General features: G+C 62.4%; 19 protein-coding genes and 2 pseudogenes. 7 read left to right on the forward strand and 14 right to left on the reverse strand.

The window, feature by feature from the left end; genetic code table 11:
• Positions 1–44 precede the first annotated feature (44 nt).
• From BM416_RS31000 to BM416_RS00130, 7 genes and pseudogenes are all read right to left on the reverse strand, one after another.
• A pseudogene (locus BM416_RS31000) lies at positions 45–314 on the reverse strand (methyl-accepting chemotaxis protein); the annotation flags it as partial.
• Positions 300–1313, reverse strand: a pseudogene (locus tag BM416_RS30960) (PAS domain-containing protein); the annotation flags it as partial. The pseudogenes BM416_RS30960 and BM416_RS31000, both read right to left, overlap by 15 nt.
• 19 nt (positions 1314–1332) lie before the next feature.
• Positions 1333–2592, reverse strand: a complete 1260-nt coding sequence (locus BM416_RS00110) for a GTP-binding protein (protein WP_092483984.1) — start codon at positions 2590–2592, stop codon at positions 1333–1335.
• The gene (gene nthB, locus BM416_RS00115) at positions 2589–3251 is read right to left on the reverse strand and encodes a nitrile hydratase subunit beta (protein WP_027605698.1); all 663 of its coding nucleotides are present in this window, start codon (positions 3249–3251) and stop codon (positions 2589–2591) included. The genes BM416_RS00110 and nthB overlap by 4 nt, the downstream gene beginning before the upstream one ends.
• Before the next feature lie 40 nt (positions 3252–3291).
• Positions 3292–3876, reverse strand: a complete 585-nt coding sequence (nthA, locus tag BM416_RS00120) for a nitrile hydratase subunit alpha (RefSeq protein WP_065941365.1) — start codon at positions 3874–3876, stop codon at positions 3292–3294.
• A gap of 84 nt (positions 3877–3960) precedes the next feature.
• Positions 3961–5475, reverse strand: a complete 1515-nt coding sequence (locus BM416_RS00125) for an amidase (RefSeq protein ID WP_065927702.1) — start codon at positions 5473–5475, stop codon at positions 3961–3963.
• 277 nt (positions 5476–5752) lie between these two features.
• On the reverse strand, positions 5753–6811 hold the full coding sequence (locus tag BM416_RS00130) for an aliphatic aldoxime dehydratase (protein WP_092483987.1): 1059 nt from the start codon (positions 6809–6811) through the stop codon (positions 5753–5755).
• A 241-nt stretch (positions 6812–7052) separates the two neighbouring features.
• On the opposite strand from BM416_RS00130, the gene BM416_RS00135 reads away from it, so the two are divergent.
• The gene (locus BM416_RS00135; RefSeq protein ID WP_092483990.1) at positions 7053–7988 is read left to right on the forward strand and encodes an AraC-like ligand-binding domain-containing protein; all 936 of its coding nucleotides are present in this window, start codon (positions 7053–7055) and stop codon (positions 7986–7988) included.
• A 447-nt stretch (positions 7989–8435) separates the two neighbouring features.
• Here the strand turns inward: BM416_RS00135 and BM416_RS00140 are convergent, their stop codons facing one another.
• Positions 8436–9017, reverse strand: a complete 582-nt coding sequence (locus tag BM416_RS00140) for a helix-turn-helix domain-containing protein (RefSeq protein WP_092483993.1) — start codon at positions 9015–9017, stop codon at positions 8436–8438.
• A gap of 5 nt (positions 9018–9022) precedes the next feature.
• Entirely contained in the window at positions 9023–9217 is a 195-nt protein-coding gene (locus BM416_RS30520) for a hypothetical protein (RefSeq protein ID WP_175539018.1), read from the reverse strand.
• Here BM416_RS30520 and BM416_RS00145 point away from each other — a divergent pair.
• Both BM416_RS00145 and BM416_RS00150 read left to right on the forward strand, forming a co-directional pair.
• Positions 9174–10067 carry a DMT family transporter gene (locus tag BM416_RS00145; protein ID WP_092483996.1) on the forward strand — a complete coding sequence of 298 codons (894 nt, stop codon included), beginning with the start codon at positions 9174–9176 and terminating at the stop codon, positions 10065–10067. The two genes, BM416_RS30520 and BM416_RS00145, sit on opposite strands and share 44 nt — an antisense overlap.
• 224 nt (positions 10068–10291) lie before the next feature.
• Positions 10292–12100 (forward strand): ABC transporter ATP-binding protein, encoded by a 1809-nt coding sequence (locus BM416_RS00150; protein ID WP_092483999.1) that lies wholly within the window; start codon positions 10292–10294, stop codon positions 12098–12100.
• Positions 12101–12152: 52 nt separating this feature from the next.
• On the opposite strand, the gene BM416_RS00155 is transcribed toward BM416_RS00150, so the two are convergent.
• Positions 12153–12890: a GntR family transcriptional regulator gene (locus tag BM416_RS00155; RefSeq protein ID WP_092484002.1), complete on the reverse strand. Its 738-nt coding sequence runs from the start codon at positions 12888–12890 to the stop codon at positions 12153–12155.
• A gap of 136 nt (positions 12891–13026) precedes the next feature.
• Between BM416_RS00155 and BM416_RS00160 the strand changes: the two genes are divergently transcribed.
• From BM416_RS00160 to BM416_RS00175, 4 genes are read left to right on the forward strand one after another with little or no spacing between them, the layout of a single operon-like run.
• Entirely contained in the window at positions 13027–13866 is an 840-nt protein-coding gene (locus BM416_RS00160; protein WP_092484005.1) for an ABC transporter ATP-binding protein, read from the forward strand.
• Positions 13863–14864, forward strand: coding sequence for an ABC transporter substrate-binding protein (locus tag BM416_RS00165; RefSeq protein WP_092484008.1), 1002 nt, complete (start codon positions 13863–13865; stop codon positions 14862–14864). Before BM416_RS00160 ends, BM416_RS00165 begins: the two co-directional genes overlap by 4 nt.
• Before the next feature lie 13 nt (positions 14865–14877).
• Positions 14878–15627 (forward strand): ABC transporter permease, encoded by a 750-nt coding sequence (locus BM416_RS00170; RefSeq protein ID WP_065927692.1) that lies wholly within the window; start codon positions 14878–14880, stop codon positions 15625–15627.
• Between the two features lie 60 nt (positions 15628–15687).
• A complete protein-coding gene (locus BM416_RS00175; protein WP_092484011.1) occupies positions 15688–18060 on the forward strand; it encodes a CehA/McbA family metallohydrolase domain-containing protein in 2373 nt (790 codons plus the stop codon).
• 227 nt (positions 18061–18287) lie between these two features.
• On the opposite strand, the gene glcF is transcribed toward BM416_RS00175, so the two are convergent.
• The 4 genes from glcF to BM416_RS00195 all read right to left on the reverse strand — a co-directional run bounded on the left by glcF (position 18288) and on the right by BM416_RS00195 (position 22557).
• Positions 18288–19559 carry a glycolate oxidase subunit GlcF gene (glcF, locus tag BM416_RS00180; protein WP_092484013.1) on the reverse strand — a complete coding sequence of 424 codons (1272 nt, stop codon included), beginning with the start codon at positions 19557–19559 and terminating at the stop codon, positions 18288–18290.
• A 3-nt stretch (positions 19560–19562) separates the two neighbouring features.
• Positions 19563–20627 carry a glycolate oxidase subunit GlcE gene (glcE, locus tag BM416_RS00185; protein WP_092484016.1) on the reverse strand — a complete coding sequence of 355 codons (1065 nt, stop codon included), beginning with the start codon at positions 20625–20627 and terminating at the stop codon, positions 19563–19565.
• Positions 20627–22126 carry a glycolate oxidase subunit GlcD gene (glcD, locus tag BM416_RS00190; RefSeq protein WP_092484019.1) on the reverse strand — a complete coding sequence of 500 codons (1500 nt, stop codon included), beginning with the start codon at positions 22124–22126 and terminating at the stop codon, positions 20627–20629. Before glcD ends, glcE begins: the two co-directional genes overlap by 1 nt.
• Positions 22127–22362: 236 nt before the next feature.
• Positions 22363–22557, reverse strand: coding sequence for a hypothetical protein (locus BM416_RS00195; RefSeq protein ID WP_092484022.1), 195 nt, complete (start codon positions 22555–22557; stop codon positions 22363–22365).
• Positions 22558–22612: the final 55 nt, after the last annotated feature.

Below are 22612 nucleotides of genomic sequence, written 5' to 3' on the forward strand. Positions count from 1 at the left end.
TCACGACTCGGCCCGTGGCGCTAGCTGTCCATCATGTCGGCCGCTTGCTGGGTCGCTTGGCTGGTGCGGGTCGCCAGCTTGCGCACTTCATCGGCGACCACCGCGAACCCGCGTCCGGCGTCGCCAGCGCGGGCGGCTTCAATGGCGGCGTTCAAGGCCAACAGGTTGGTCTGGCTGGCGATGCCCTGGATGGTGGCGACAATGTGCGTCAGCTTGCGCAGGGTCTCCTGCATTACTCGGTGCTGGTGTTCCTGAGCCTCACGCATGCTGTTTTCTTCATGGTGGGCATGGATATCGGTGATGGCGCCCACCACCCTTTGCGGGGAACCGTCCTCTGCGCGTCGCGTTTGCCCACGGCCGCGAAACCAGCGGTAATTGCCATTGCTGTGCTTGAGCCGATAATCGACATCAAAGGGTGTTTTGCCGCTGCGGTCTTCGACGTGGGCCACAAACGCCGCGATTGCCCGCGCGCTGTCGTCTGGATGCAAGCGTGAGGTCCAGCTTTCCAATGTGTTGGGAAATTCCTCAACCGTGGTATACCCCAGCAGTCGCCGCATTTGCGAAGACCACCAGATGGTGTTGTTCGGGTTCGCCGGGTCACCCGCCACCACCTCAATGTCCCAGAGCCCGTCATGGAGCATTTCACGGGAAATCTCGAAGCGTGTGGCCGCCAGTTCGAGTGACTCTTCGTGCAGGCGCTGTTCATGAATGTCACGCAGGCTTCCGCCGATGGCGACCGGTACCCCTTGCGCATCCCGGCGCGCCACACCGCTGATCCTGCACCAACGATAGTCACCGTCTGATGCAAGGGCCATGCGTACGTCCAGCGTAAAGGGCGTTCGCCCGCTGCGATCAGCCAGGTGCCGGGCCAGCGCGTCAAGATGGCGTTGCCGGTCCGTCGCGTGCAGGTGCTCGTTCCAGCGGCCAAGTCGATCAATACCTTGGGTCGGGATCGACGCGGACCCTGTCCACTTCATAGCCCACTCCGGTGCGGGTGCAGCAATACCTGCCGGTTGCAGTTCCCAAAACAGCTCACCTGCGCCTTGGGCGATAAGTGCCCAGCGCGCCTCCTGCTTCTGTAAAAGCGCGTCGCGGCGGGCCAGGTGCTCGGCCAATTGGGTGGCTTCCAATGCCAGCGCGTGTGTCTGTGCTTTCAGGGCTCGCCGCTCTTGCAGCAATGTCTCGACGCCCGCCAGGATGCGTCGCAATAACGGGTTGCTCGACGACAGCGGTGTACTCGCCTGGTCAGGCTCATCCAGTCTGTCGGCAAGCGGAGCCAATACCCAGCGGCTGGTTCGGCTGAAAAAGAGCATGGGGCACCTCTATCTCGGATCAAATGGGGTCAATCGCCATGGGCTGTGTGGGTATGCGGGCAAGGGCCTGTTGGTCAAAGGCTGTCGCCCCCGGCAGCGCTTGCCAGGCCAGTGGGCCGGCGGCGATTTCCGGCGCGCTCAGCAGGCAGTGGTCGAGCTCGCGCTGTAACGCGTCGGTGTCGAGTCCCTGGCCGATAAACACCAACTCCTGCCGGCAGTCGCCGACCACGCTGTCCCATTTGGCCCTGATGCCCTGCAGCCGGTATTCGTCCCGGGGCCATTGCGACGGCTCGATGAAGTTCCACCAGCGCCCGACATAGTCCCACTGGAACCGCTTGCCGCTTTGCACCAGCAGGCCGGTTTCCAGGTGGCGGCTGGCGAGCCAGAAGTAACCTTTGCTGCGCAGCAATCGCCCGTTGCTCCAGGGCTGCTGGAGAAAGTCGAGCAACCGTTGCGGGTGGAAAGGCGCGCGCTCACGGTACACCCAGGACGTCACGCCATAGGTGTCCGACTCGGAGGCCGGCGCGTCTGCTGCCTCCATTTTCCGCATCCAGCCCGGCGACGCGGCAAGGCTGGGTAAATCAAACAGATGGGTGCCGAGCAGGCTGGCTGACGGGATGTTACCGTGGGCCATCGGCATGATCCGCGCCGTCGGGTTAAGCCCCGTGAGGATCGCCTGCACGGCCTGGTATTGCGCAGCATCGATGAGGTCCAGCTTGTTGACGAGAATGACGTTGGCGTACTCCACCTGTTCGATCAGCAGATCGGCCAGGTGGCGCTTGGGTGCGTCTGGCGTGGCGTCGTCGCGGTCAACGGTGTGCGGCGATTCGAGCAGTTCCTGGAAACGACTGCCATCGACCACCGTCACCAAGGTGTCCAGGCGCGCCAGTTCGCTGAGGCTGAAGCCATCAGCGTCAAGGAAGGCGAACGTCTCCGCGACCGGCATCGGCTCGGAGATCCCCGTGGATTCAATCAGCAGGTAATCGAAACGCTGCTGGCGTGCGAGCATACTGATCTGTTCCAGCAAATCGGCGCGCAGGGTGCAGCAGATACAACCGTTGCTCATCTCGATCAGCTCATCGCGACCACGGTGCAGCGCGACATCGCGCTGCACTTCTTCGGCATCGATATTGACTTCGCTCATGTCATTGACGATGACGGCCACGCGCAGGCCTTCGCGATTGCGCAGGATGTGGTTGAGCAGGGTGGTTTTGCCGGCGCCGAGGAAGCCCGAAAGGACCGTCACAGGCAGTCGGCTTGCCTGGGCGCCGTCTGTCATGGGTTCACCGCGCGCGGGCCGGCGGCCTTGTCCAGGTAGCTTTCGAACAGGTCGACCACCACAAAACCCTCATCGGCCGCATCTCCCCACAGGTCCTTCACGGCGAACTCGACGTGGTAGGTGGGTTGATGGGCGGCGCTTACATCGCCATGCCCGATTGCGTCGGGGAACGGCCATTTCTCTGACGTGCGGTGCAGGACCACGCCTTCCTTGCCGCGCACGTAGGCGGGCATGCGGATGTGTCCAGCCACATATTCGTCTCGCACCACCACCCGATCCCCCACCTCGAAGGGCGGCCGTCCCGTGATCGCCGGGCGGCCCTCGGCATGGGCGGGATTCGCCAGCTTGAAGTGGGAGCCCAAGGCCTGATCAAGCTCCGCCTGGGTGATCACGCCGGTTTCGACCAGCAGGGTGGCGGTCGCGATGACGTAGCGTTCGTAGTACTGGGTGCCGACATGCTGGCGCACATCCAGGCGTTCGACGGCGTGACGCACTTCGTCCACGCTGAACTTTTTCAAGTGGTCGGCACCGATGAACATCAAGCTGTAGGCCAGATGCTCCCAGTCCTGCTTGAACACCTGTTTGTAGCTCAGGCTGTTGATGGTGTGGGGGACTTTTCCAAAACCTTGGAAGCCGCCGAGATCGTGAAAGCCATCCATAATCAAAACTCCGGGAGTGAACGATGATGAGGTGTTGTTTTCAGCCCACGCGGGGCAGGGCGACGCCGATCAGCACGTCTTTGGTCACCAGCGCTTGAAGCTGCTCTTCGCTCATGTGTTCTGAGCCTTCCGGCCTGACCGGCAGCACCAGGTAGCGGCTTTCGGCGCTGGTATCCCAGACCTTGACCACCATGTCCCGGGGCAACTCCGTCCCCAGCTCGCGCAGTACCGTGCGCCCCTCCCGGACCAGGCGTGCGCGGAACTCGAAACCCTTGTACCACTCCGGTGGCAGGCCGAGGACCGGCCAGTTGGTGCAGGAGCACAGGCTGCAGACAATCACGTTCTTCAGCGTCGGCGTGTCCTCCAGGGCGACGATGTATTCGCCCTGGGGGCCGGTGTAGCCGAACTGGGCACAGGCCGCCGTGCCGTCCTTGAGCAACAGTGCCCGGAACTGTGGGTCGACCCACGCCTTGGCCACCACACGGGCGCCGTTCTCGGGGCTCCAGCCGTGCTCCATCAATTGCGTGAGCTGCTCGACATAGCCCTCCGGGATGAGTTCCTTGCTCTTGAGGACTTGAAACAATGCCCAGGCTCTTTCGCCGGGCGTTGAAGTAGCTGTACTCATGGGGTCACTCCTATCAGTCAACACGGTGGTAAAGTCATTGGATTTCTTATTGTTCTACGGGCGCCGGCGGCGCCCGTAGACGGCTCAGAGCGTGCGCCAGTCCACGGATGCTTCAAACGCCGCCGCAGCCTGGTAAAGGGTGCCTTCGGCATAGTGTCTGGCGACGAGCATCAGCCCGACGGGCAGGCCGTCTACCCGCCCGCACGGAATCGACAGGGCGGGATGCCCGGTGATGTCCTGTGGCGCGGTGTTGCCGATCATCTCCAGCGCGCGCGCCACGTACTCAGTGATCGAGCAATCGGCTGGTGGATGAGGTTGGGCAATGATCGGCGTGGTCGGCATCACCAGCAGGTCGTAGGTCTGCAGCGCCTTGTCATAGCCCTGCCGGGCAAAGCGCGCGAGGTTTTGCGCCTTGGCGTAGTAACGTCCGTTGTAGTGGTTCAGCCCGTATTGGCCGACGAACATGCACAGCTTGAGTGACGCGGACAATTGGTCGGCCTGCTCGCGCCAGCCGACCTGTTTGTCCAGCAGGCCGACATCGTAGAGGCCTTTCCAGTTAAAGCCCGCGCCGTTGCCATGCATCATCTGCATGGTCAAGCCTTCGCAGCCGATGGGGTGCCACAACGAGCCTGCCAGGTTGTGCTCGGGAACGGACACCGCCTCGACCTGTGCGCCCAACGCCTCGAGACGGGCGATGGCGTCACGCACTTTCTCGGCGACGCGAGGGTCCTGGTTGGCCAGTGCGAAGCCCTCTTGCAACACACCGATTTTGAGCCCGCGCACGCCCCTCGACAGGTAGCTGTGATAATCGTCGACTTGCGGCGCGGCCTGGCGCGGGTCAAGCCCATCCGCGCCGGCCATGGCTTGCAGCATCAGCGCGTTGTCGCGCACGTTGGCGGTAATGGGCCCGACATGGTCGATCGTGGCTTCAATCGCCATGACCCCGGAGTAGGGCACCAGGCCGTGGGTCGGCTTCATGCCGTAGGTGCCGCAGAAGGACGACGGGATTCGGATGGACCCGCCTTGATCACCGCCAACGGCCATGTCCACCTCTCCGGCCGCGACCAACGCCGCACTGCCCGAGGAAGAACCGCCGGCGGCGTAACCGTGACGATGGGGGTTGTGCACGGGGGCAGGGTCAGAGGTGTGACTGCCGCCGGACAAACAGTAATGTTCACAGGTGGCCTTGCCCAGGATCGTCGCCCCGGCATCCAGCAGGCGCGTGACCACGGTGGCGTCGAATGAAGGCACGAAACCGGCCAGCGGCGCAGCGCCGTTCATGAGCGGCACGCCTGCCAGGGCGATGTTGTCTTTCAGCGCGACGGTTTTGCCGGCCAGCAGGCCCTCCCGGGCCCCGTTCACTTCAGCCCGGTAGTACCAGGCGTTCAACGGGTTTTCCTTGTCCGAGGGCCGATAGCCCGAACTGCGCTCGTAGCGTACGGGCGGAACGAAATCAGGCAGCTCATCGACCAGGTCGTACGCGTCGAAACTCGGTTGCATCAGGTCCAGGTACTGCGCTGCCTGCTCAGGTGTCAGCTGCATGTGCAACTGGGTGGCGAGGTCCTGCAGTTGATCAAGCGTGGGTCGAATAATGGCCATGATTTTCCTTGATGTCATCGATGATCGTCGGGAAGACTTGAGGCTGTTCAAACACTTCCAGCACTTTCGGGGTCGGATCATTCCGGGTAGTAATGGAGAACAAATTAGGCCTCTTTTGCCACTGCGGCTTGGTTGAACAGGACACTCGCTTGGCTGAACAGGACAGCTCAGCCCGGTGCCACTTCATGGTCAGATGCCTGTCAAAAAGTGGCCCCGACCCCATGCGCTAGAGATGAGGGCCAAAAAATAATCGGGACGAATGGGGCGGTGCCGAGGGTCAGCTTTGCGCGACACCTGCATCACGCAACATGCCGGTCTGCGGGTGGCAGTTGATGTACTCGAACAGCTGGCTCTTGGCGTCCGAGACCGACACTTCGTGGTACAGCCGCAACTTCACCAGGCCGGCCGCCACACGGAAGAAGGTGACGAAGATGCGCAGGTGGGTGGGATGGGATTCCGCCCAGCGTTCCAGTTTCTCGACCGAACGCCAGTGGCCGATGTTGTAGCTCATGTCGAGGAAGTTGCCGTCGAGGTCGATGTTGCGCACGAAGCGATTGCTGTAGCAGCCCAGGGGGGCTCCGTTATCGCGCAGGAAATCCATGCCGTCCTGCAATGTCGGCAAGATTTCGTCGAGGTACAGTGAGCGCTCGTCAGCCTCGGCGTCAGCCCAATCCTGGCCGGAGCGAATCAGCGCGATGTTGTCATGGCCCATGACGACGACGCGGCCACCTTTGGCCGGGTCTCCCTGCACCACCTTCAGTTCGCCCGTGGGGCTCATCCAGTCGGTCTGGGACGCCGGGAAACGATCGCGCATCGAGCCCCAGTAACCGTGCTCTTCGATCTCGCCGCTGGTGGTGTCCATGATCGCGCCCACCCCCGGCAACTGCGTCTGGAACGCATAGAGGGTTTCGAACTGCTCGGCACGCGGCGCGGTGATTTCGCGAAAGTAACCCAGGCCGTCGTTCAGGCGATCCGGCGATGCCCACCAGTCATTGACGGGCGGCGATCGCAGCCAGCGGCAATAGGCTGCGGCGTCCTTCCAGTAGCCGACGATCATCAGGTTGTCGTAGCCACTGTTGTCCGTGTGATGGGTCAAGTCGTGGGTCTGCGGGCCGTCGGGCAGGCTGAAGCTGCCGACGATGTCGCGCATGGCCTTAAGGGCACGCTCACGCTGCGCCTCACCGCGAAACTGCACGCCCAGGTAGGCCATCGCTACCTGCTTCAATTGTTCGCCAGCGCGGCCGACCCACATAGGGAAGGGCGGCTGGTAGTCCTCGGGCACCCGGCGGGACAACGTTCGTGGGCATCTAAGGTGTTTGTCGATCGCAGATTCCATGGGCGGCTCCTTGTTTTTTTCAGGTTCAGGCGTAGCGGGCTGGACAGGCTGTGAGGTCATAGTCAGGCAGGTACGAACCGCCTCGCTTTGTTCGCCAGGACAACCGCTTGGTTGGAAAAGACAGATGCCCGATGCCAGGGCTCAGGCGCGATAAAGAGGGCTGGGCGTGGTCTGAATTTTGCTTTCCAAGATCGACCGGCAGCGTGTCGCTGCTTCAAGTCGTTGCATTAAGGTGAGTGCCATGGCTCAGAACAATCACTATTCCACCCTTGCCGTTTCGCAACCGCGTCGCTTCGATTACTGGAAAGAAGTGGTGTGTCGCCATTGTCTTATGGCTGACAGCAAACCCTCGACCCAGAGCGATTTCAACGGAACCCTCCAGGTCTCCGGCGTAGGGGCGTTGGATGTCTCCAGGCTGTCGTCCCCGCTGCACCATTGGGTCCGTTCCGAGCGGCATTTACGCAGTGGCCCCGCAGACGACCTGTGGCTGGGCTTCACCCTCAATGGGTATGGCGAACTTGAGCAAGAGGGGCGCAAGGCCACACTGGGCGCGGGTAATTTGTTCCTTTATGACGCAACCCGGCCGTTCCGATTCAGCCTGGGGGGGAGCGAAAACCACTTGATGCGCATCCCTCGGCAGTTGCTGACTGAGCGGTTGCCGCGTGTGGCGGAATGCACCGCAATGGTGCTGGATGACCGCCGCCCCGGCGTGGTGCCGCTGCGCGAGATGCTGCGCCAGATGGCGAACACTCCCGTGCTTCTGGAGGATGGAGGCATTTGCAATCGTTACTCCAACACGATAATCGACCTGCTCGCGATCAGCCTGGAACTCCAGGATCTGAAGACCACTCACCAGGAGCTGGATCTGTATGCGCGGATAATGACCTACATCCAGCACCACTTGAGCGACCGAGAACTGTCGATCGAACTGATCGCCCAAGCCCACCACGTGTCCACCCGCACGGTGACCCGTGCATTCGCCCGTCATCAGAAAAGCCCGGTCGCGGAGATCTGGAAAGAACGGCTGAATGCCAGTCGCGCGGCTATCGAGTGCGGCCAGGTGCGCAGCGTTTCCCAAGCCGCACTGGACTTCGGTTTTTCCGATTTCTCCCATTTCAGTCATGCTTTTCGCAAGGCGTTTGGGGTTGCGCCGCACACGCTCTTGACGCGCAACTGATGGCCCCCCCCCCAAAAAAAAAGGCGGGGGTTATTGGCGTACTGCTCGATAAAATGGACGAGATGAAAGGGTTAAGTTGCTGGCGATCCCCCTGCCCACCTCACGGACTTGCCCCTCGTAGCAGCTGCCGAGCGCAAGCGAGGCTGCGTTGGGCGCACTGCCGATTCAAGCTCGAGTCGCGGCCTACGCAGCCTCGCCAGGGCTCGGCAGCTGCTACGAAAACCAATCCACCTCACGGACTTGCCCCCCGTAGATACCGTCTTATACGACACTGTGCAAAACCGTAGATACCGTCTTATCCAACCCCCATCAAGGCCCTCGTAGCAACTGCCGAGCGCAAGCGAGGCTGCGTTGGGCGCACTGCCGATTCAAGCCCGAGTCGCGGCCGACGCAGCCTCGCCAGGGCTCGGCAGCTACGGATTTGGCAGGCGTCAGGGTGCTCCCACCTCAGGAATGCTCGATCACCATCACCGCCGTGGTGTCCGCCTCAAGTGCCTCGAACACATGCGGCACATTCGCCAGGTAGCTGATGTAGTCGCCGGCGTTGAGCAACACCGGGCCACTCGCCGGGCCGATACGGGCGCTGCCACTGCACAGCACCACATGCTCTACGGTGCCCTGCGGGTGAGGCTGAGACAGACGAACTTCGCCGGGCTGCACCTTGAGTCGGTAGATGTCGCGCTGCACGCCGGCCGGGCAATCGGCAAGCAGGGTCGCTGCGTAATGGGCCGTCTCGGCATAGGCGGTCATGCCCTCGTTGGCGCGAATCACCCGCAGGGCCTGCCGGGGTTGCTCGAAGAACCGGGTGACTTGCAAGCCCATGGCCATCGCCAGCGACCACAAGGTTTCGATGCTGGGGTTACCGATGCCCGACTCCAATTGAGACAAGGTCGACTTCGCTACCCCGGCGCGTTTCGCCAGCTCGGTCAAGGAAAGCCCGGCGGCCAGGCGCTCGCGCTTGATTGACAGCGCCAGCAGATCGATTCGGCTCGGGTTATTTCCCGGCACTTTGTTCGTTATGTCGGTCATTTGTTTTATAAACCATCCTTAAAAGGGTTGACGCTCTTGGGTGCCGTGTTCAGTATATCGGCCATACGTTCATTATAAAGTTGTATTTGCCAGCCTATTTCCCCGCGAACGGTGGTTTGGGCCATGGTGATGTCGATAGCAAGGAAGCCGTGAGTGATGAAGTCGCAAACTCGTGGAACGCTCGAAATGATCTCGGCCATGGTCATCTCCGGCACAGTCGGCTGGTTCGTCGTCATGTCGGGGCAGAGCCCGGAGGCGGTGGTGTTCTGGCGTTGCCTGTTCGGCGCCCTGGCGATGCTGGTCGCGTGCCTGGCGCTTGGGGTGCTGCGTCGCTCCCGGATCACTGCCCGGCAATTTCTTCTGGTGTGCCTGGGCGGGGTGGCGCTGGTCCTCAACTGGGTGCTGCTGTTCGGTGCCTACACCCATTCCTCCATTGCCATTGCCACGGTGGTCTACCACGTTCAGCCGTTCATGCTGGTTGGCCTGGGTGTGCTGTTTTTTGCCGAACGCCTCAGCATCGCCAAGGTCGGCTGGCTGCTGTTGGCCTTCGCCGGGCTGATGCTGATCGTGTCCGCCAAGGGCCGTGGGCAGGCCACCGGTGCCGACTACGTGCTGGGTGTCTGCCTGGCCCTGGCTTCAGCCTTCTTCTATGCCGTGGCGGCGGCGATCACCAAGCGTCTCAAGGATTTGACCGCGCACCTGATCGTGCTGATCCAGATGGTGGTCGGCGTGCTGGTGCTGGCACCGTTCGTGGACTTCACTGGGGGCGAAACGCTCAAGGGCGCCTGGACTTACCTGATCATTATCGGCGTGGTCCATACCGGGCTGATGTCGACCCTGTTGTACAGCGCCATCCAGAAAATCCCCACGGCACTGGTCGGGGCACTGTCGTTCATCTATCCGATTGTCGCCATCCTGGTCGACTGGGTAGCCTTCGCCCATCCCCTCAGCGCCCTGCAGGTGATGGGCGCAGGCGCGATCCTGCTGGCGGCGGCGGGCATGAATTTTGGCTGGTCGCTGGGCCGCGCGGGGCGTCAGGACGTGACCTAAGGTCGGGCGCCTAACCGCCATCGAGTCAAAAGACGTCACGCCAACCACTGGCGACGACGCGCCTGGGAAGAACATCGATGAATGCGCGTTGTTCTGGCGTCACGGCCTGTCATAATCCGGGGCGCGCCTGGATCCGGGAGCGAGTGGCGCAGTGACCTGCCCATATCCATGACTCTCGGCCGTCCGGCCTGATTTCACCCCCCCTCAAGGAGTCCGTGCCATTCATGGTGCTGTTCAATCGATTGAGCGCGTTTTCGACCCAGGCGCGCAGGGCACTGGGACTGGTGTGGGAAACCTCGCGGCCACTGTTCACGGGGCTGTTGCTGGCGACGATTGTCGCCGGACTGCTGCCCGCACTGGCGGCCTGGATTGGGCAGCGCATCGTTGATGGCGTGGTCCACGCCATGCAGGTTCATGCGGCCGGCAGCCAGGCCCCCGTGTGGCCGGTGATGCGCTACGTGCTGGCCGAGGCCGGTGTGCTGGCTTTGTTGGCGGCGGCGCAACGGGCGCTGTCGATGCAGCAGTCGCTGTTGCGGGTGAAGCTGGGCGTGAAGGTCAACCTGATGGTCCTGGAGAAAGCCCAGACCCTTTCGCTGCTGCAATTTGAAGACGCCGAGTTCTACGACAAGCTGGTGCGTGTGCGCCAGGGGGCTTCGACGCGCCCGCTGAGCCTGGTGACCAAAGGACTGGGGTTGGTGCAGAACCTCATTTCGCTGGTCAGCTTTGCTGTCCTGCTGGTGCACTTTTCGCCGTGGGCCCTGTTGATTCTGGTGGTCGGTGCGTTGCCGGTGTTTTTCGCCGAGACGCATTTTTCCGGCAATGCGTTCCGTCTGTTCCACCGGCGTGCACCGGAGACGCGCCGGCAGAACTACCTGGAATCCTTGCTCTCCCACGAGTCCCATGCCAAGGAGGTCAAGCTGTTTGGCCTGGCACCGCTGTTCCTCCAGCGCTATCGCGACAACGCCCAGCGTTTGTATACCGAGGACCGCCAATTGACGCTGCGCCGCGACGCCTGGGGTTTCGCATTGGGCCTGCTGGGCACCGCAGCGTTTTACCTGGCCTACGCCTGGGTGGTACTCGACACCGTGCGTGGCCAGACAAGCCTGGGCCAGATGACCATGTACATCGTGCTGTTCAAGCAGGGGCAAGCCGCAATCACCGCCAGCCTCAGCGCCATTGCCGGGCTGTACGACGACAGCCTGTTCCTCTCGGATCTATATGAATACCTTGAAACCCCCGTGATCACCCCGCGTGGCCGGCTCACCGAGGGCGCGTGCCCTGGCGATGGCCTGCGCTGCGAGCAGGTGGGGTTCACCTACCCAGGCGCCGGATCCGCCGCGCTGCGCAATATCAGCCTGCACCTGGCACCGGGGAAAAGCCTGGCCCTGGTGGGTGAAAATGGTTCCGGCAAGACCAGCCTGATCAAACTGCTGACCCGTCTGTATACCCCGGATGAAGGCCGCATCATGCTCGATGGCAGCGACCTGCAGGAGTGGGACGAACACACCCTGCGCCAGCGCATCGGCGTTATTTTCCAGGACTACATCCGCTACCAGATGAGCGTCGGCGAGAACCTCGGCGTGGGGGACGTCGATGCCCTGGACGACCAGGCCCGCTGGCGCAGCGCTGCCACCCAAGGTGTGGCGGCGGAATTTATCGAGCGCTTGAGCCATACCTATTCAACCCAGCTGGGACGCTGGTTCGGAGGCCAGGAACTGTCCGGGGGGCAGTGGCAGAAAGTGGCCTTGTCGCGGGCATACATGCGTCAGGATGCCGATCTGCTGATCCTCGATGAACCCACTGCCGCGCTGGATGCCGGGGCTGAGGCGGCGGTGTTCGAGCACTTCCGCGAGCATGCCAGGGGTCGCATGACCCTGTTGATTTCCCACCGGTTTTCCAGTGTGCGCAGTGCGGATCACATTATTGTGTTGGAACGCGGGCAGATTCTGGAGGAGGGCAGCCATAACCAGCTGATGGCTGCGGGTGGACGTTATGCCGAGCTGTTCGACGTTCAGGCGCGGGGCTATCGCTAGGAAACCCAGCGCCGCGTATCTGCCGATCCCTCCAAATGACCTGTACAGATCGCTATTTGGCAGATTTGAATACGCCGCTGAGGACAAACGCATAGCGTTCCGGCCGGATAAAGAAGGTGGTGCGGTCGCAGCAACGGCCGTCGGCAAAGTAAGAGCTGCGTTCCATCACCAGCAACGCGGCACCGCGTTTGACGTGCAGGGCGCTGGCCAGGCTTGCATCGGCTGCTTGCGCACGGATGGCCAGGTCGGCACGGGTGACGGCCTGGCCGGTGATCGATTCCAGGATCGAGTAGATCGGTTGATGCTCGACGTCCGTCCAGACCACGCCGGCCAACTCGGCCGGTAGATGGCTGCGGCCCAGGGCGATAGGTTCGTCATCCACGAAATGCAGGCGCTCCAGCAGCAGGCAATCGTGGGCGCCTTCAAACAACGCCATCAAGGCTTCCGGAACGGGCTGCAGCGTGTGGCTGATCACCTGCATGCTCGGTTTGAGCCCTTGCAATAACAAGGCTTCATGGAAACTGCGCAACGCATCCAGGCCATGCCGAACCTGCTTCGCGGCGACGAACGTGCCCTTGCCTTGCTTGCGCTCCACCACGCCGTCGTCGCTGAGCTTGCCCACTGCCAGGCGCACCGTGACGCGACTCACGCCAAAGCGTTCGCCCAGTTCGGCTTCTGACGGCAATTTGCCGGTGGGTTCGAAATCGCCACGCTGAATCTCTTCCAGCAAACGATGGGCGATCTGTTCGTAGAGCGAGGTGGTGCTGTCGCGCAGAATGGACGTGGACACGGTCGGCTTCCAGGGGCCTTGGAGTGGGGCGGTGCGCCTTCACTTCTAAGGTTATAAAAATAGGTTATTGGGACAACTTGTATTAATACGTATTATGTCAGGCATTCCCATTGTAAACGACCTGACGATACTTGCCATGCCCGACTCCTTGCCTTACGCACCACCGCAAGCCGACGCCCTGACGGTCGATCACATCAGTTTCAGCTACCCCAACGGCCATCGGGTGTTCAACGCGTTCAGCCTGAATGCCAAGCCGGGCGAATTCGTCGCGATCCTCGGGCCGTCCGGCTGCGGAAAAACCACGCTGCTGAATCTGTTGTCGGGCTTTCAGCAACCCCAGAGCGGCCAGATCAGCATCAACCAGACCGCCGTGCGCCCGGAGCGCTCGGAGTTGGGGTATGTGTTTCAGGCGCCGCAGCTGTTTCCCTGGTTGAGCGCGCTGGAAAACGTGCGTTTTGGCCTGCGGATGACGGCGCAGCTCAGCGAGGCGCAACAGCGTGTCCAGGCGTTGCAGTATTTGCGCCTGGTCGGCCTGGAGAACGCGGCACAGCGCTTGCCCCATCAACTGTCGGGCGGCATGCAGCAGCGCGTCTCCCTGGCCAGGACCTTGGCATTGGAGCCCAGCGTATTGCTGATGGACGAACCCTTCGCCGCGCTGGACGCCATCAGCCGCAACAGCATGAATGAAGAAACGCTGCGGATCTGGGCCGAGCTGGGTCAGACGGTGCTGTTCATCACCCACGACATCGACGAAGCGGTGTTCCTGGCCGATCGGGTCATCGTGCTCAACATCGCCCCCGGCGGTATCCATAGCGAACTGGATATTCATTTGCCGCGCCCGCGTTCCAACCTGAAAACCCGTCGCCTGCCGGCCTTTCTCGATTACCGCAATGAACTGATGGAGCGCATTTCCCAGGTCATGGGCGCGGCCGAAGCCATCCCTAACCCCACCCGCCAACCCGAGTTAACCCCATGATCAAACGTTCGCTGCTTGCTCTTTCCTTGTCTGTTGCCGCCTTGGCAAGCAGCACAGGTGCCGTGGCCGCTGAAGAGAAACCCCTGCGCGTGGGGTATGTGTTCGCCATGGCCAACGCTCCGGCGCTGATCGCCGACAAGCAGGGTTACTACCGCGAGGAAGGCTTGAATGTCGACCTCAAGGCCTTGGGCGATGGCCCGGTGATCCAGCAGGCGCTGGCCGCCAATGAGCTGGACGTGGCCTATGTCGGCACGCCGCCGGTGTACCAATGGTTCTCCCGAGGCTTGCAAAGCCGGATTCTGGCCAAGGTCAATTACGGTCAGGCGGCGGTGATTGTCGATGCAAAAAGCCCGATCAACAGCCTGGAGCAGCTCAAGGGCAAAAAGCTCGCCGGGGTCAAGAAGGGCAGTGGCATGGACGTGCTGTTGCGCGGCTATGTGCTGAAAGAAAAAGCCGGGCTCAACCCGGACAAGGACCTCGACATCGTCGACATGCCACCCGGCAACATGAACGCAGCGCTGGAGCGCGGCATCGTCGACGCAGCGTTTTCCTGGGAACCCTTTGTCAGCCAATCGTTGCTGCGCGGGTCGAGCCGGATTCTGCTCGACGTCAACCAGGCACTGCCGAACTACCCGTGGTACGTGGTGATCGCGCTGCCCAAAACCTTGCAGGAGCGACCGGACGACGTGGTCAAGCTGCTGCGTGCGCACCGCAAGGCCATCGCGTTTCTCAACGAGCATCCCGACGAGTCGAATCGCATCATCGCCGAGGCGTTCAAGCTTGAAGCGGTGCAGGGGCCTGACGGCAAGACCATTGCCCCGGAGGCCATCGTCGCCCAGGCGCGCACGCGATTGGGCTGGTCGGCGGACTTGCAGCCTGCGGATATCCAATTCATCCAGCGCCTGATGAATTACTCCCACGACCTGGGCTTTATCGACACCACGCTCAAGACCGAGCAGATCGTGGATACCGCCTACCTGGAAAAAGCCTCGCGCTGAGTCTGAGCCTGTCATGTCCTTGCCAAAACCGAATTGGGGATGGGCTTCGCTGCCCTTCCTGCTGTTGATCTGGATGGCCCTGGCCAGCCGCTTTCCCACCTATATCCTGCCGCAGCCCTGGGATGTGGCGCGCGAAGCGCTGCGTTGGCTCAGCGACAGTTCGCTGTGGCAGCACCTCAGGGCGAGCGTCCTGGAGGAAGTCGGCGGCTTCTGCGCGGCGGTGCTTGTCGCGATTGTGCTGGGCACGGCCGGCGGCTTGTCTTCGCGCTTTCGCGATTTCATCTCGCCGCTCAACAGCCTGTTCATGGCGATCCCGCCGATTGCCTGGGCGCCGCTGATCATGATCATTTTCGGCCTGGGCTATGTCTCCATCGTGCTGGTGATTTTCATTGCCGCGATGTTCCCCATGGCGGTGACCATCCAGGAAGGCGTACAGAGCATTCGCGGTGGTGAAGTCCGCGCGGCGCGCACCTTGGGCGCCAACCCCTGGCAACTGCTGGCCCATGTTTACCTGCCGGCCTCATTGCCCTTCGTGACGGCGGCCTTGCGCATCGGGTTCAGCCAGGGCTGGCGGGCACTGGTCGCCGCAGAAATGATCGGCGCCTCCCAGGGCATCGGCTGGATGGTCTCCACCGGCGGGCAGATCGGCAACAGCAGCCAGGTGCTGCTGGGCATTGTGCTGATCGGCCTGATTGCCTGGCTGATGGAGAGTTTTGTGTTCCGGCGCATCGAGCGTCACTACCAGAAATGGCGCGTGCAGTAAGCATCGTCCTTTGCCTTCGAACCCTTTCAACCTTCAGTGGACCATTGCACGAGGTGTCATGTGAGTAACGTATTCGATCCCCGCGAAGCCGGGCATTACATCGCCCCCCAAGGCCTCTACGAACGCAACAAGAAACGCCCGTTCCTCGGTAGCATCGACTGTGACCGAGACACGCTGATTGCCGGGCAGTGGGATGAAATCACCCTGGTCTACGAGGTCGGCGGCAGCGGCCTGGCGGATGGCGCCTGGTTGAAACTGGCGTTCAAGTTCTACTCCGATTGGGCACTGTTCCAGACCTCGAACCCGGCCGGCCCCAACTACGTCAGCGCCGAGTACCAGGCGGGCGAGTTGGTCCCCGGGCAGAGCCAGGCCACCGTGCAGCACCTGAAAGTGCGCTTCGACCAGAAGGGTCACGAACGGCCGTTCCAGAAAGCGATCATCATTGACATCATCGACGGCTACCTGAATCCCGGCGACAAGATCACTATTCGCCTGGGCGACCGTCGCCAGGGCGGGGCGGGCACGCGGGTGCAGAGTTTCGTCGAGAAAGACTTCCGTTTCCGGCTGTTTATCGACCCCTTGGGCAGCTCGAAATTTGCCGAGGTGCCAGGCGATCCGTTGCTGAACATCGTGCCGGGACCGGCGCAGAGTGTGCAGCTGATTGTGCCGCGCCTGATCAGCGCCGGTGAGGGGTTCGACGTGCTGCTGCGGGTCGACGATGCCTGGGGCAACACGTGCCGCAACCTGCCGCTCAACGGGGTACTGACCCTGGTTGATCCGGAAGGCGGCGAGCGCCAGCAAGCGTTTACCCTGGCCAATGAAGGGTGGGCGACGGTGCGGCTCGAGGGGTTTGACCTCGGCGCGGTGGGCGAGTGGCGTTTGTCCGCCGAGGTGCAGGCGCCCGGCGTGCGTGGCGCCCAGGCCTTCGTGACGGTTGACCCGGCCGGCAGCGCATTGCGCCCGCTGTACGCCGACCTGCATGTGCACTCCGATGACACCGTGGGCACCAACGACACGCTCTACAACCTCAGCTACGGCCGCGATGTCGCCGGCCTCGATGTGCTTGGCTACACCGCCAACGACTTCAATATCACCGAGCAACGCTGGGATCAGGCGGTGAAGCTGATTCACGAACTCAACGAGCCCGGCCGTTTCGTCTGCTACCCCGGCACCGAGTGGTGCGGCAACTCCTGCGCGGGCGGCGACCGTAATGTCGTCTTCCTGCATGATCGCAAGCCTGAGTTTCCGTTCGACAATCAAGGGCGCCTGGTGCGCTCTTTCGAGTGGAACGAGTTCACTGCCGGCACCATCAAACCGGGGGCCTGGCCGGTGGACGAGTTGTACGCGGCCTATGCGAAAGACCCGGAAGGTCACCTGATGATGCCCCATGTCGGCGGGCGCCGTTGCAACCTCGACTGGCACCATCCGGAGCTGGAGCGCTTGATCGAAGTCGGCTCGGCCTGGGGCCAGTTCCATTGGGTCTACGCCGAAGCCCTTCAGCGTGGCTATCGGGTCGGCGCCGCGGCGAACAGCGATGAGCATCAGGGCCGTTGCGGCGGCGGGGTTCCGGCCACGGCGGTGTTTGGCTCTCGCGGCGGGCTGACCGGTGTGATCGCCGAGTCTTTCGATCGTTCGAGTGTCGGCAAGGCCCTTCGCGCCCGTCGCACCTTTGCCACGACGGGCGAGCGTGCATTTGCCAGCCTGCGCCAGGGCCAGCACTTCATGGGTGAGGTGTTCACGGCGGATTCGAATGCCACCCTGGACTATCGATTGCTGGGCGAGGCGGGCTGGGAGCAGGTGGACCTGTTCGACGGCGATAAACTGATCTGGTCACGCAACCTGCATCAGGAGCTGGGATTTTCCGCCCAACGCATCCGGCTGCGCCTGGGCGGCGCACGCATCAAGGACCGTTATCGCGGCGCGTACTGGACCGGCGAAATCCGGGTGACGGGCGCGGTCATCAATGGTTTTCGCGCCCTGGGCCTCGATCACCCGGAGCAAACCGTATGGCGCAAGGACGCCACGACCCTGGCCTTTCGCACCGACACCAACGGCGACACCGACAGCATCGAAATCGACCTGTCGCAATTGGCCGGTGCGACGTTGCAGGTCCGCAGCCGCATCGACAACTACATCAAGGTCGGCGATCCCTCCGAACCGCAGCCCTACGTGCATGCACCGACGGTGCTGATGGAACTGTCCGGCGAAGAACTGCTGGCGCAATCCCAGGTGATCGAAGAGCTGCCAGGGGCTGAACTGAAAGTCTCCCTGGAAAGGACCACCGCCGAGCCGCTGCCTCGCGAGCTCCAAGGCAAGATCGACTTGGCGCCACTCACTCTGCAACCGGGTCGCGAGCATCCGCTGTTCATCTGCGCGCGCCAACGCGACCAGTCCCGGGTCTGGACCTCGGCGTTGTTCCTCACGCTTGCTTAAGGCCGCCGTGGCTGAACCCTGTCCGGGAGAGCGCAAAGAAACCTGTGGCGAGCGGGCTTGTTGTGGTGAGCGGGCTTGCCCCGCGTTGGGCTGCGCAGCAGCCCCAAAACCAGGCGCAGAGGCGTGCCTGATACACCGCATTCGTCTTCATCAGGGGCTGCTTCGCACCCCAGCGCGGGGCAAGCCCGCTCACCACAGGAGGCCGATTCAATCCAGGCATTGCGCCCCTAGATTGCTGTGGGCTTCGGTGCGTGCAGCCGCAAGGATTCTGCAGTACCTGGTGAGGGCAACGCGGCCTCGACCAGTTCGATCCAGTGCCTGACCGGGGTGCGTCCCGCGCCGTCGAGGTGGGACTGGCAGCCGATATTGGCGGTGACGATGACGTCGGGGTGGCCGCTTTCCAACGCATTCAGCTTGTTATCGCGCAGTTGCCGCGACAATTCGGGCTGGGTCAGCGAATAGGTGCCCGCCGAGCCGCAGCACAGGTGGCCGTCGGGAACGGCGGTCAGGTTGAAGCCCAGGCTTGTCAGCAGGGTTTCAACGGCTCCGCCGAGTTTTTGCGCGTGCTGCAAGGTGCAGGGGCAGTGGAACGCCAGGCGCTGGTCGCTGTGTACACCGAGCTTATCCAGTGGCTCGCCGCGCAGCACTTCAACCAGGTCCCTGGCCAGGGCACTGACCCTGTGCGCCTTGTCGGCATACGCCGGGTCGGTGCTGAGCAGGTGGCCGTAATCCTTGATAAAGGCCCCGCAGCCGCTGGCGGTTTGCACAATGGCCTCGGCCCCGTTTTCAATGCTCGGCCACCATGCATCAATGTTGCGGCGGGCACGCTCAAGGCCGGCCGCCTGAGCGTCGAGGTGATAATCCACCGCACCGCAGCAGCCTGCCTCGCGGGTGGATATGACGCTGATCCCCAGGCGATCCAGCACCCGTGCCGTGGCGGCGTTGGTATTGGGGGACAGACTCGGTTGCACGCAGCCCTCAAGCATCAATACCTGGCGGGCGTGGCGCGTGGTCGGGCGCGGTTTGGGCGGGTAGACGCGGCGAGGCAACTTGGCCTGCAAGGTGTTGGGCAACAATGCTCGAAATAGCTGGCCACTGCCGATCAGCAGCTTGAACAGCGCGGGATTCGGAACGACGCTGCGCAACCCCTCGCGCAGCAAACGCTGACTGAGTGGGCGTTGCACTGCCGCGTCGACCACCGCCCGGCCGATGTCGAGCAAGTTGTGATAGTCGACGCCAGAGGGGCAGGTGGTTTCGCAGTTACGGCAGGACAGGCATCGGTCCAGGTGTTGCTGGGTCTTTTGCGTGACTTCATTGCCTTCAAGCACCTGCTTGATCAGGTAGATGCGTCCCCTCGGGCCATCCAGTTCATCGCCCAGCAGTTGATAGGTCGGGCAGGTGGCATTGCAAAAACCGCAGTGCACGCAACTGCGCAGGATGCGTTCGGCTTCTTCGGCGCGCGGCAGTCGACGGGCGTCTTCGCTCAAGGTGGTCTGCATGGTTCAAAGCTCCGCGTACAGGCGACCGGGGTTGAAGATGCCCCGTGGATCGAGTTGCTGCTTCAGGTTCCGGTGGTAGCGCATCAACGTGTCGGGCAGCGGTTGGAAGGGACTGTCGATCAGGCCCGGGTGGTAGCAGGTCCCATGCCCGCCGGCTTTTTCGACCACCGCGCGAATGACCCTCGCGTCGGCGTCGGATTTGAGCCAGCGCTGGGCGCCACCCCAGTCGATCAATTGGGTACCTGGCAGCGCCAGTTGGGGTGTGTTGTGCGGCAAGGACAGGCGCCAAAGGGGCAGATCCTCATCGAAAAAACTCAACCGGTGTTCGTTCAGGTCTTGCCAGTAAGCCGCGTCCAGCCACTCGCCGCCCAAGCGCTCATGGGCCGCCGCCACCGAGCCTTCGCCCCCTTCGAGCCGCAGGTGCAGGCGCTGGCCATCGTGACACGCGGCGCTGATCGGCAGCGGTTGCTGCCCCCATTCCGCCAGGCGCAGCAAGGCACGGTCGGTGTCCATTTCCAGGCTGATACTCAAGGTTTGCCGTGGTTTGGGCAGGACCTTGAGGGACACTTCGGTCACCACCCCAAGTGCGCCGTAACTGCCGGCCATCAAGCGCGACAGATCGTAGCCGGCGACGTTCTTCATCACCTCGCCGCCGAAGCGCAAATGCTTGCCCTGTCCGGTGATGACCCGTGTCCCGAGGACAAAGTCGCGGACCGATCCTGACCAGGGACGTCGCGGCCCCGAGAGCCCGCAGGCAATCATGCCGCCGACGGTGGCATGTTCACCGAAGGAGGGCGGTTCGCAGGGCAGCATCTGTTGCGCGGTGTCCAGCACTTCCGCCAACTCCGCCAAGGGCGTGCCGCAACGGGCGGTGATCACCAGTTCAGTCGGGTCGTAGCTGACGATGCCCCGGTGGGCGCGGGTGTCGAGGATTTCCCCGGTGACTGCGCGGCCGAGGAACGCCTTGCTGTTGGAGCCCTGGATACGCAACGGCGTGGCGTCGTTCAGCGCCTGGTTGACCTGCTCCAGCAGCGCTGCGCTGGCGTCGATAGGGTGTCCGCTGCGCATCAGAAACGCTCCAGGTCGGGGAAGGGCATCTGACCCAGATGAACGTGCATGGCGCCAAACTCGGCGCATCGATGCAACGTCGGGATGTTCTTGCCAGGGTTGAGCAATCCGCCCGGGTCGAAGGCGGCTTTGACGGCGTGGAACACGGTCAGCTCATCGCTATTGAACTGGGCGCACATCTGGTTGATCTTCTCGCGGCCCACACCGTGTTCACCGGTAATGCTGCCGCCAACCTTCACGCACAATTCGAGGATCTTGCCGCCCAGGGCTTCGGCGCGATCGAGTTCGCCCGGTTGATTGGCATCGAACAGGATCAGCGGGTGCATGTTGCCGTCACCGGCATGGAAAACATTCGCTACTCGCAGGCCGTACTCGGTCGATAACGCCGCGATAGCGTGCAGCACCCCAGGCAGTTCGCGACGCGGGATCGTTCCGTCCATGCAGTAATAATCCGGTGAGAGGCGGCCCACCGCCGGAAACGCATTCTTGCGCCCGGCCCAGAAACCCACGCGTTCGGCCTCATCCCGAGCCTGGCGCACTTCGGTGGCGCCGGCCTGTTCCAGCACCTGGCGCACGCGGTCGCAGTCGTCGTGGACGTCGGCTTCCACACCATCGAGTTCACACAACAGAATCGCTTCGGCGTCCACCGGGTAGCCGGCGTGAATGAAGTCTTCGGCGGCGCGAATGGCCAGGTTGTCCATCATTTCCAGGCCGCCCGGGATGATGCCGGCGGCAATGATGTCACCCACCGCACGGCCAGCCTTTTCGACGCAATCGAAGGCGGCCAGCAGCACTTTGGCGGTTTGTGGTTTGGGCAGCAGCTTGACCGTGACCTCGGTGATCACCCCGAGCATGCCCTCGGAGCCGGTGAACAATGCCAGCAGATCGAAACCCGGAGAGTCGAGGGCCTGGGAACCCAGGCTCACGTGTTCGCCGTCGACGGTCAGGATGTCGACCTTGAGCAGGTTGTGCACGGTCAGCCCGTACTTCAGGCAATGCACGCCACCGGCGTTTTCCGCCACATTACCGCCGATGGAACAGGCGATCTGCGAGGAAGGGTCCGGCGCGTAATACAAGCCAAATGGCGCAGCCGCCTGGGAAATCGCCAGGTTGCGTACCCCCGGCTGAACCCGGGCGGTGCGGGCGGCGGGGTCGATGTGCAGAATGTTGTTGAAGCGCGCCATCACCAGCAGCACGCCTTTTTCCAGCGGTAGCGCACCGCCGGACAACCCGGTGCCCGCGCCGCGAGCCACCACCGGTACACGCCGCTCATGGCAGACTCGCAGCACGCCCTGGACCTCATCGATGTGGCGCGGCAGCACCACCAGCATGGGCGTGGTGCGATAAGCCGAGAGTCCGTCGCATTCGTACGGCTTGAGCGCTTCGTGCTGGTGCAGGATTTCCAGGTCAGGCAAGCGAGTCTGCAGGGCGTGCAGGAGTGCCTGTTTGTCGACGTCAGGCAGGACGCCGTCGACGCGTTCATCGTAGAGAATGTTCATAGTCGGTAGGCAACCCTCCGTTGTTTTTATTCGAGGTCTGTTCCGATGCAGCTGGCTTGCATCATTCGCCTGGATCACTTATTCATTTTAGGAATAAGCATAATAAAATATAGTCCTTGATCGTATTAGCCATCATGCTACCTTGCTGTCACCGGACCGCCGGATATGTTCAATCCTATTGTTATGGTACGACTATGTCCGGCGCCCGAATCTTCCAAATCAGCCTTGAGGCTCTGTCACATGACGGCGCCCATGTCGCGATTTCTCACGCCGACAATATCAGCACCCGTCCTTTTTCCTCCATTGCCGTTCCATCCGTTACCGGCAAACCTCTCCCTTGTCAGGCCAACAGCGAAGCCTGCAGTGCAATCAGCGAAGGCTTGGCGTTTCTTCTCTACGCCATGTGAATCGTCGTTGTTGGGCACTTCCATACCGTTAGTCCAGCCAATCATCTTCAGGTAATCCCGGTTTATGGGTTGCAGCTTG

Source organism: Pseudomonas sp. NFACC42-2, assembly GCF_900116055.1.
Taxonomy (GTDB): Bacteria; Pseudomonadota; Gammaproteobacteria; order Pseudomonadales; family Pseudomonadaceae; genus Aquipseudomonas; species Aquipseudomonas marginalis.

Excerpts from the sequence above, each read along its gene's own strand:
- glcE (WP_092484016.1), bottom strand. The coding sequence starts at position 20,627 with ATGCGCAGCGGACACCCTATCGACGCCAGCGCAGCGCTGCTGGAGCAG.
- BM416_RS00150 (WP_092483999.1), top strand. The coding sequence starts at position 10,292 with ATGGTGCTGTTCAATCGATTGAGCGCGTTTTCGACCCAGGCGCGCAGG.
- nthB (WP_027605698.1), bottom strand. The coding sequence starts at position 3,251 with ATGGATGGCTTTCACGATCTCGGCGGCTTCCAAGGTTTTGGAAAAGTC.
- glcD (WP_092484019.1), bottom strand. The coding sequence starts at position 22,126 with ATGAACATTCTCTACGATGAACGCGTCGACGGCGTCCTGCCTGACGTC.
- BM416_RS00110 (WP_092483984.1), bottom strand. The coding sequence starts at position 2,592 with ATGACAGACGGCGCCCAGGCAAGCCGACTGCCTGTGACGGTCCTTTCG.
- BM416_RS00160 (WP_092484005.1), top strand. The coding sequence starts at position 13,027 with ATGCCCGACTCCTTGCCTTACGCACCACCGCAAGCCGACGCCCTGACG.
- glcF (WP_092484013.1), bottom strand. The coding sequence starts at position 19,559 with ATGCAGACCACCTTGAGCGAAGACGCCCGTCGACTGCCGCGCGCCGAA.
- BM416_RS00140 (WP_092483993.1), bottom strand. The coding sequence starts at position 9,017 with ATGACCGACATAACGAACAAAGTGCCGGGAAATAACCCGAGCCGAATC.
- BM416_RS00145 (WP_092483996.1), top strand. The coding sequence starts at position 9,174 with ATGAAGTCGCAAACTCGTGGAACGCTCGAAATGATCTCGGCCATGGTC.
- BM416_RS00125 (WP_065927702.1), bottom strand. The coding sequence starts at position 5,475 with ATGGCCATTATTCGACCCACGCTTGATCAACTGCAGGACCTCGCCACC.
- BM416_RS00165 (WP_092484008.1), top strand. The coding sequence starts at position 13,863 with ATGATCAAACGTTCGCTGCTTGCTCTTTCCTTGTCTGTTGCCGCCTTG.
- BM416_RS00170 (WP_065927692.1), top strand. The coding sequence starts at position 14,878 with ATGTCCTTGCCAAAACCGAATTGGGGATGGGCTTCGCTGCCCTTCCTG.
- nthA (WP_065941365.1), bottom strand. The coding sequence starts at position 3,876 with ATGAGTACAGCTACTTCAACGCCCGGCGAAAGAGCCTGGGCATTGTTT.
- BM416_RS00135 (WP_092483990.1), top strand. The coding sequence starts at position 7,053 with ATGGCTCAGAACAATCACTATTCCACCCTTGCCGTTTCGCAACCGCGT.
- BM416_RS00130 (WP_092483987.1), bottom strand. The coding sequence starts at position 6,811 with ATGGAATCTGCGATCGACAAACACCTTAGATGCCCACGAACGTTGTCC.
- BM416_RS00195 (WP_092484022.1), bottom strand. The coding sequence starts at position 22,557 with ATGGAAGTGCCCAACAACGACGATTCACATGGCGTAGAGAAGAAACGC.
- BM416_RS30520 (WP_175539018.1), bottom strand. The coding sequence starts at position 9,217 with ATGGCCGAGATCATTTCGAGCGTTCCACGAGTTTGCGACTTCATCACT.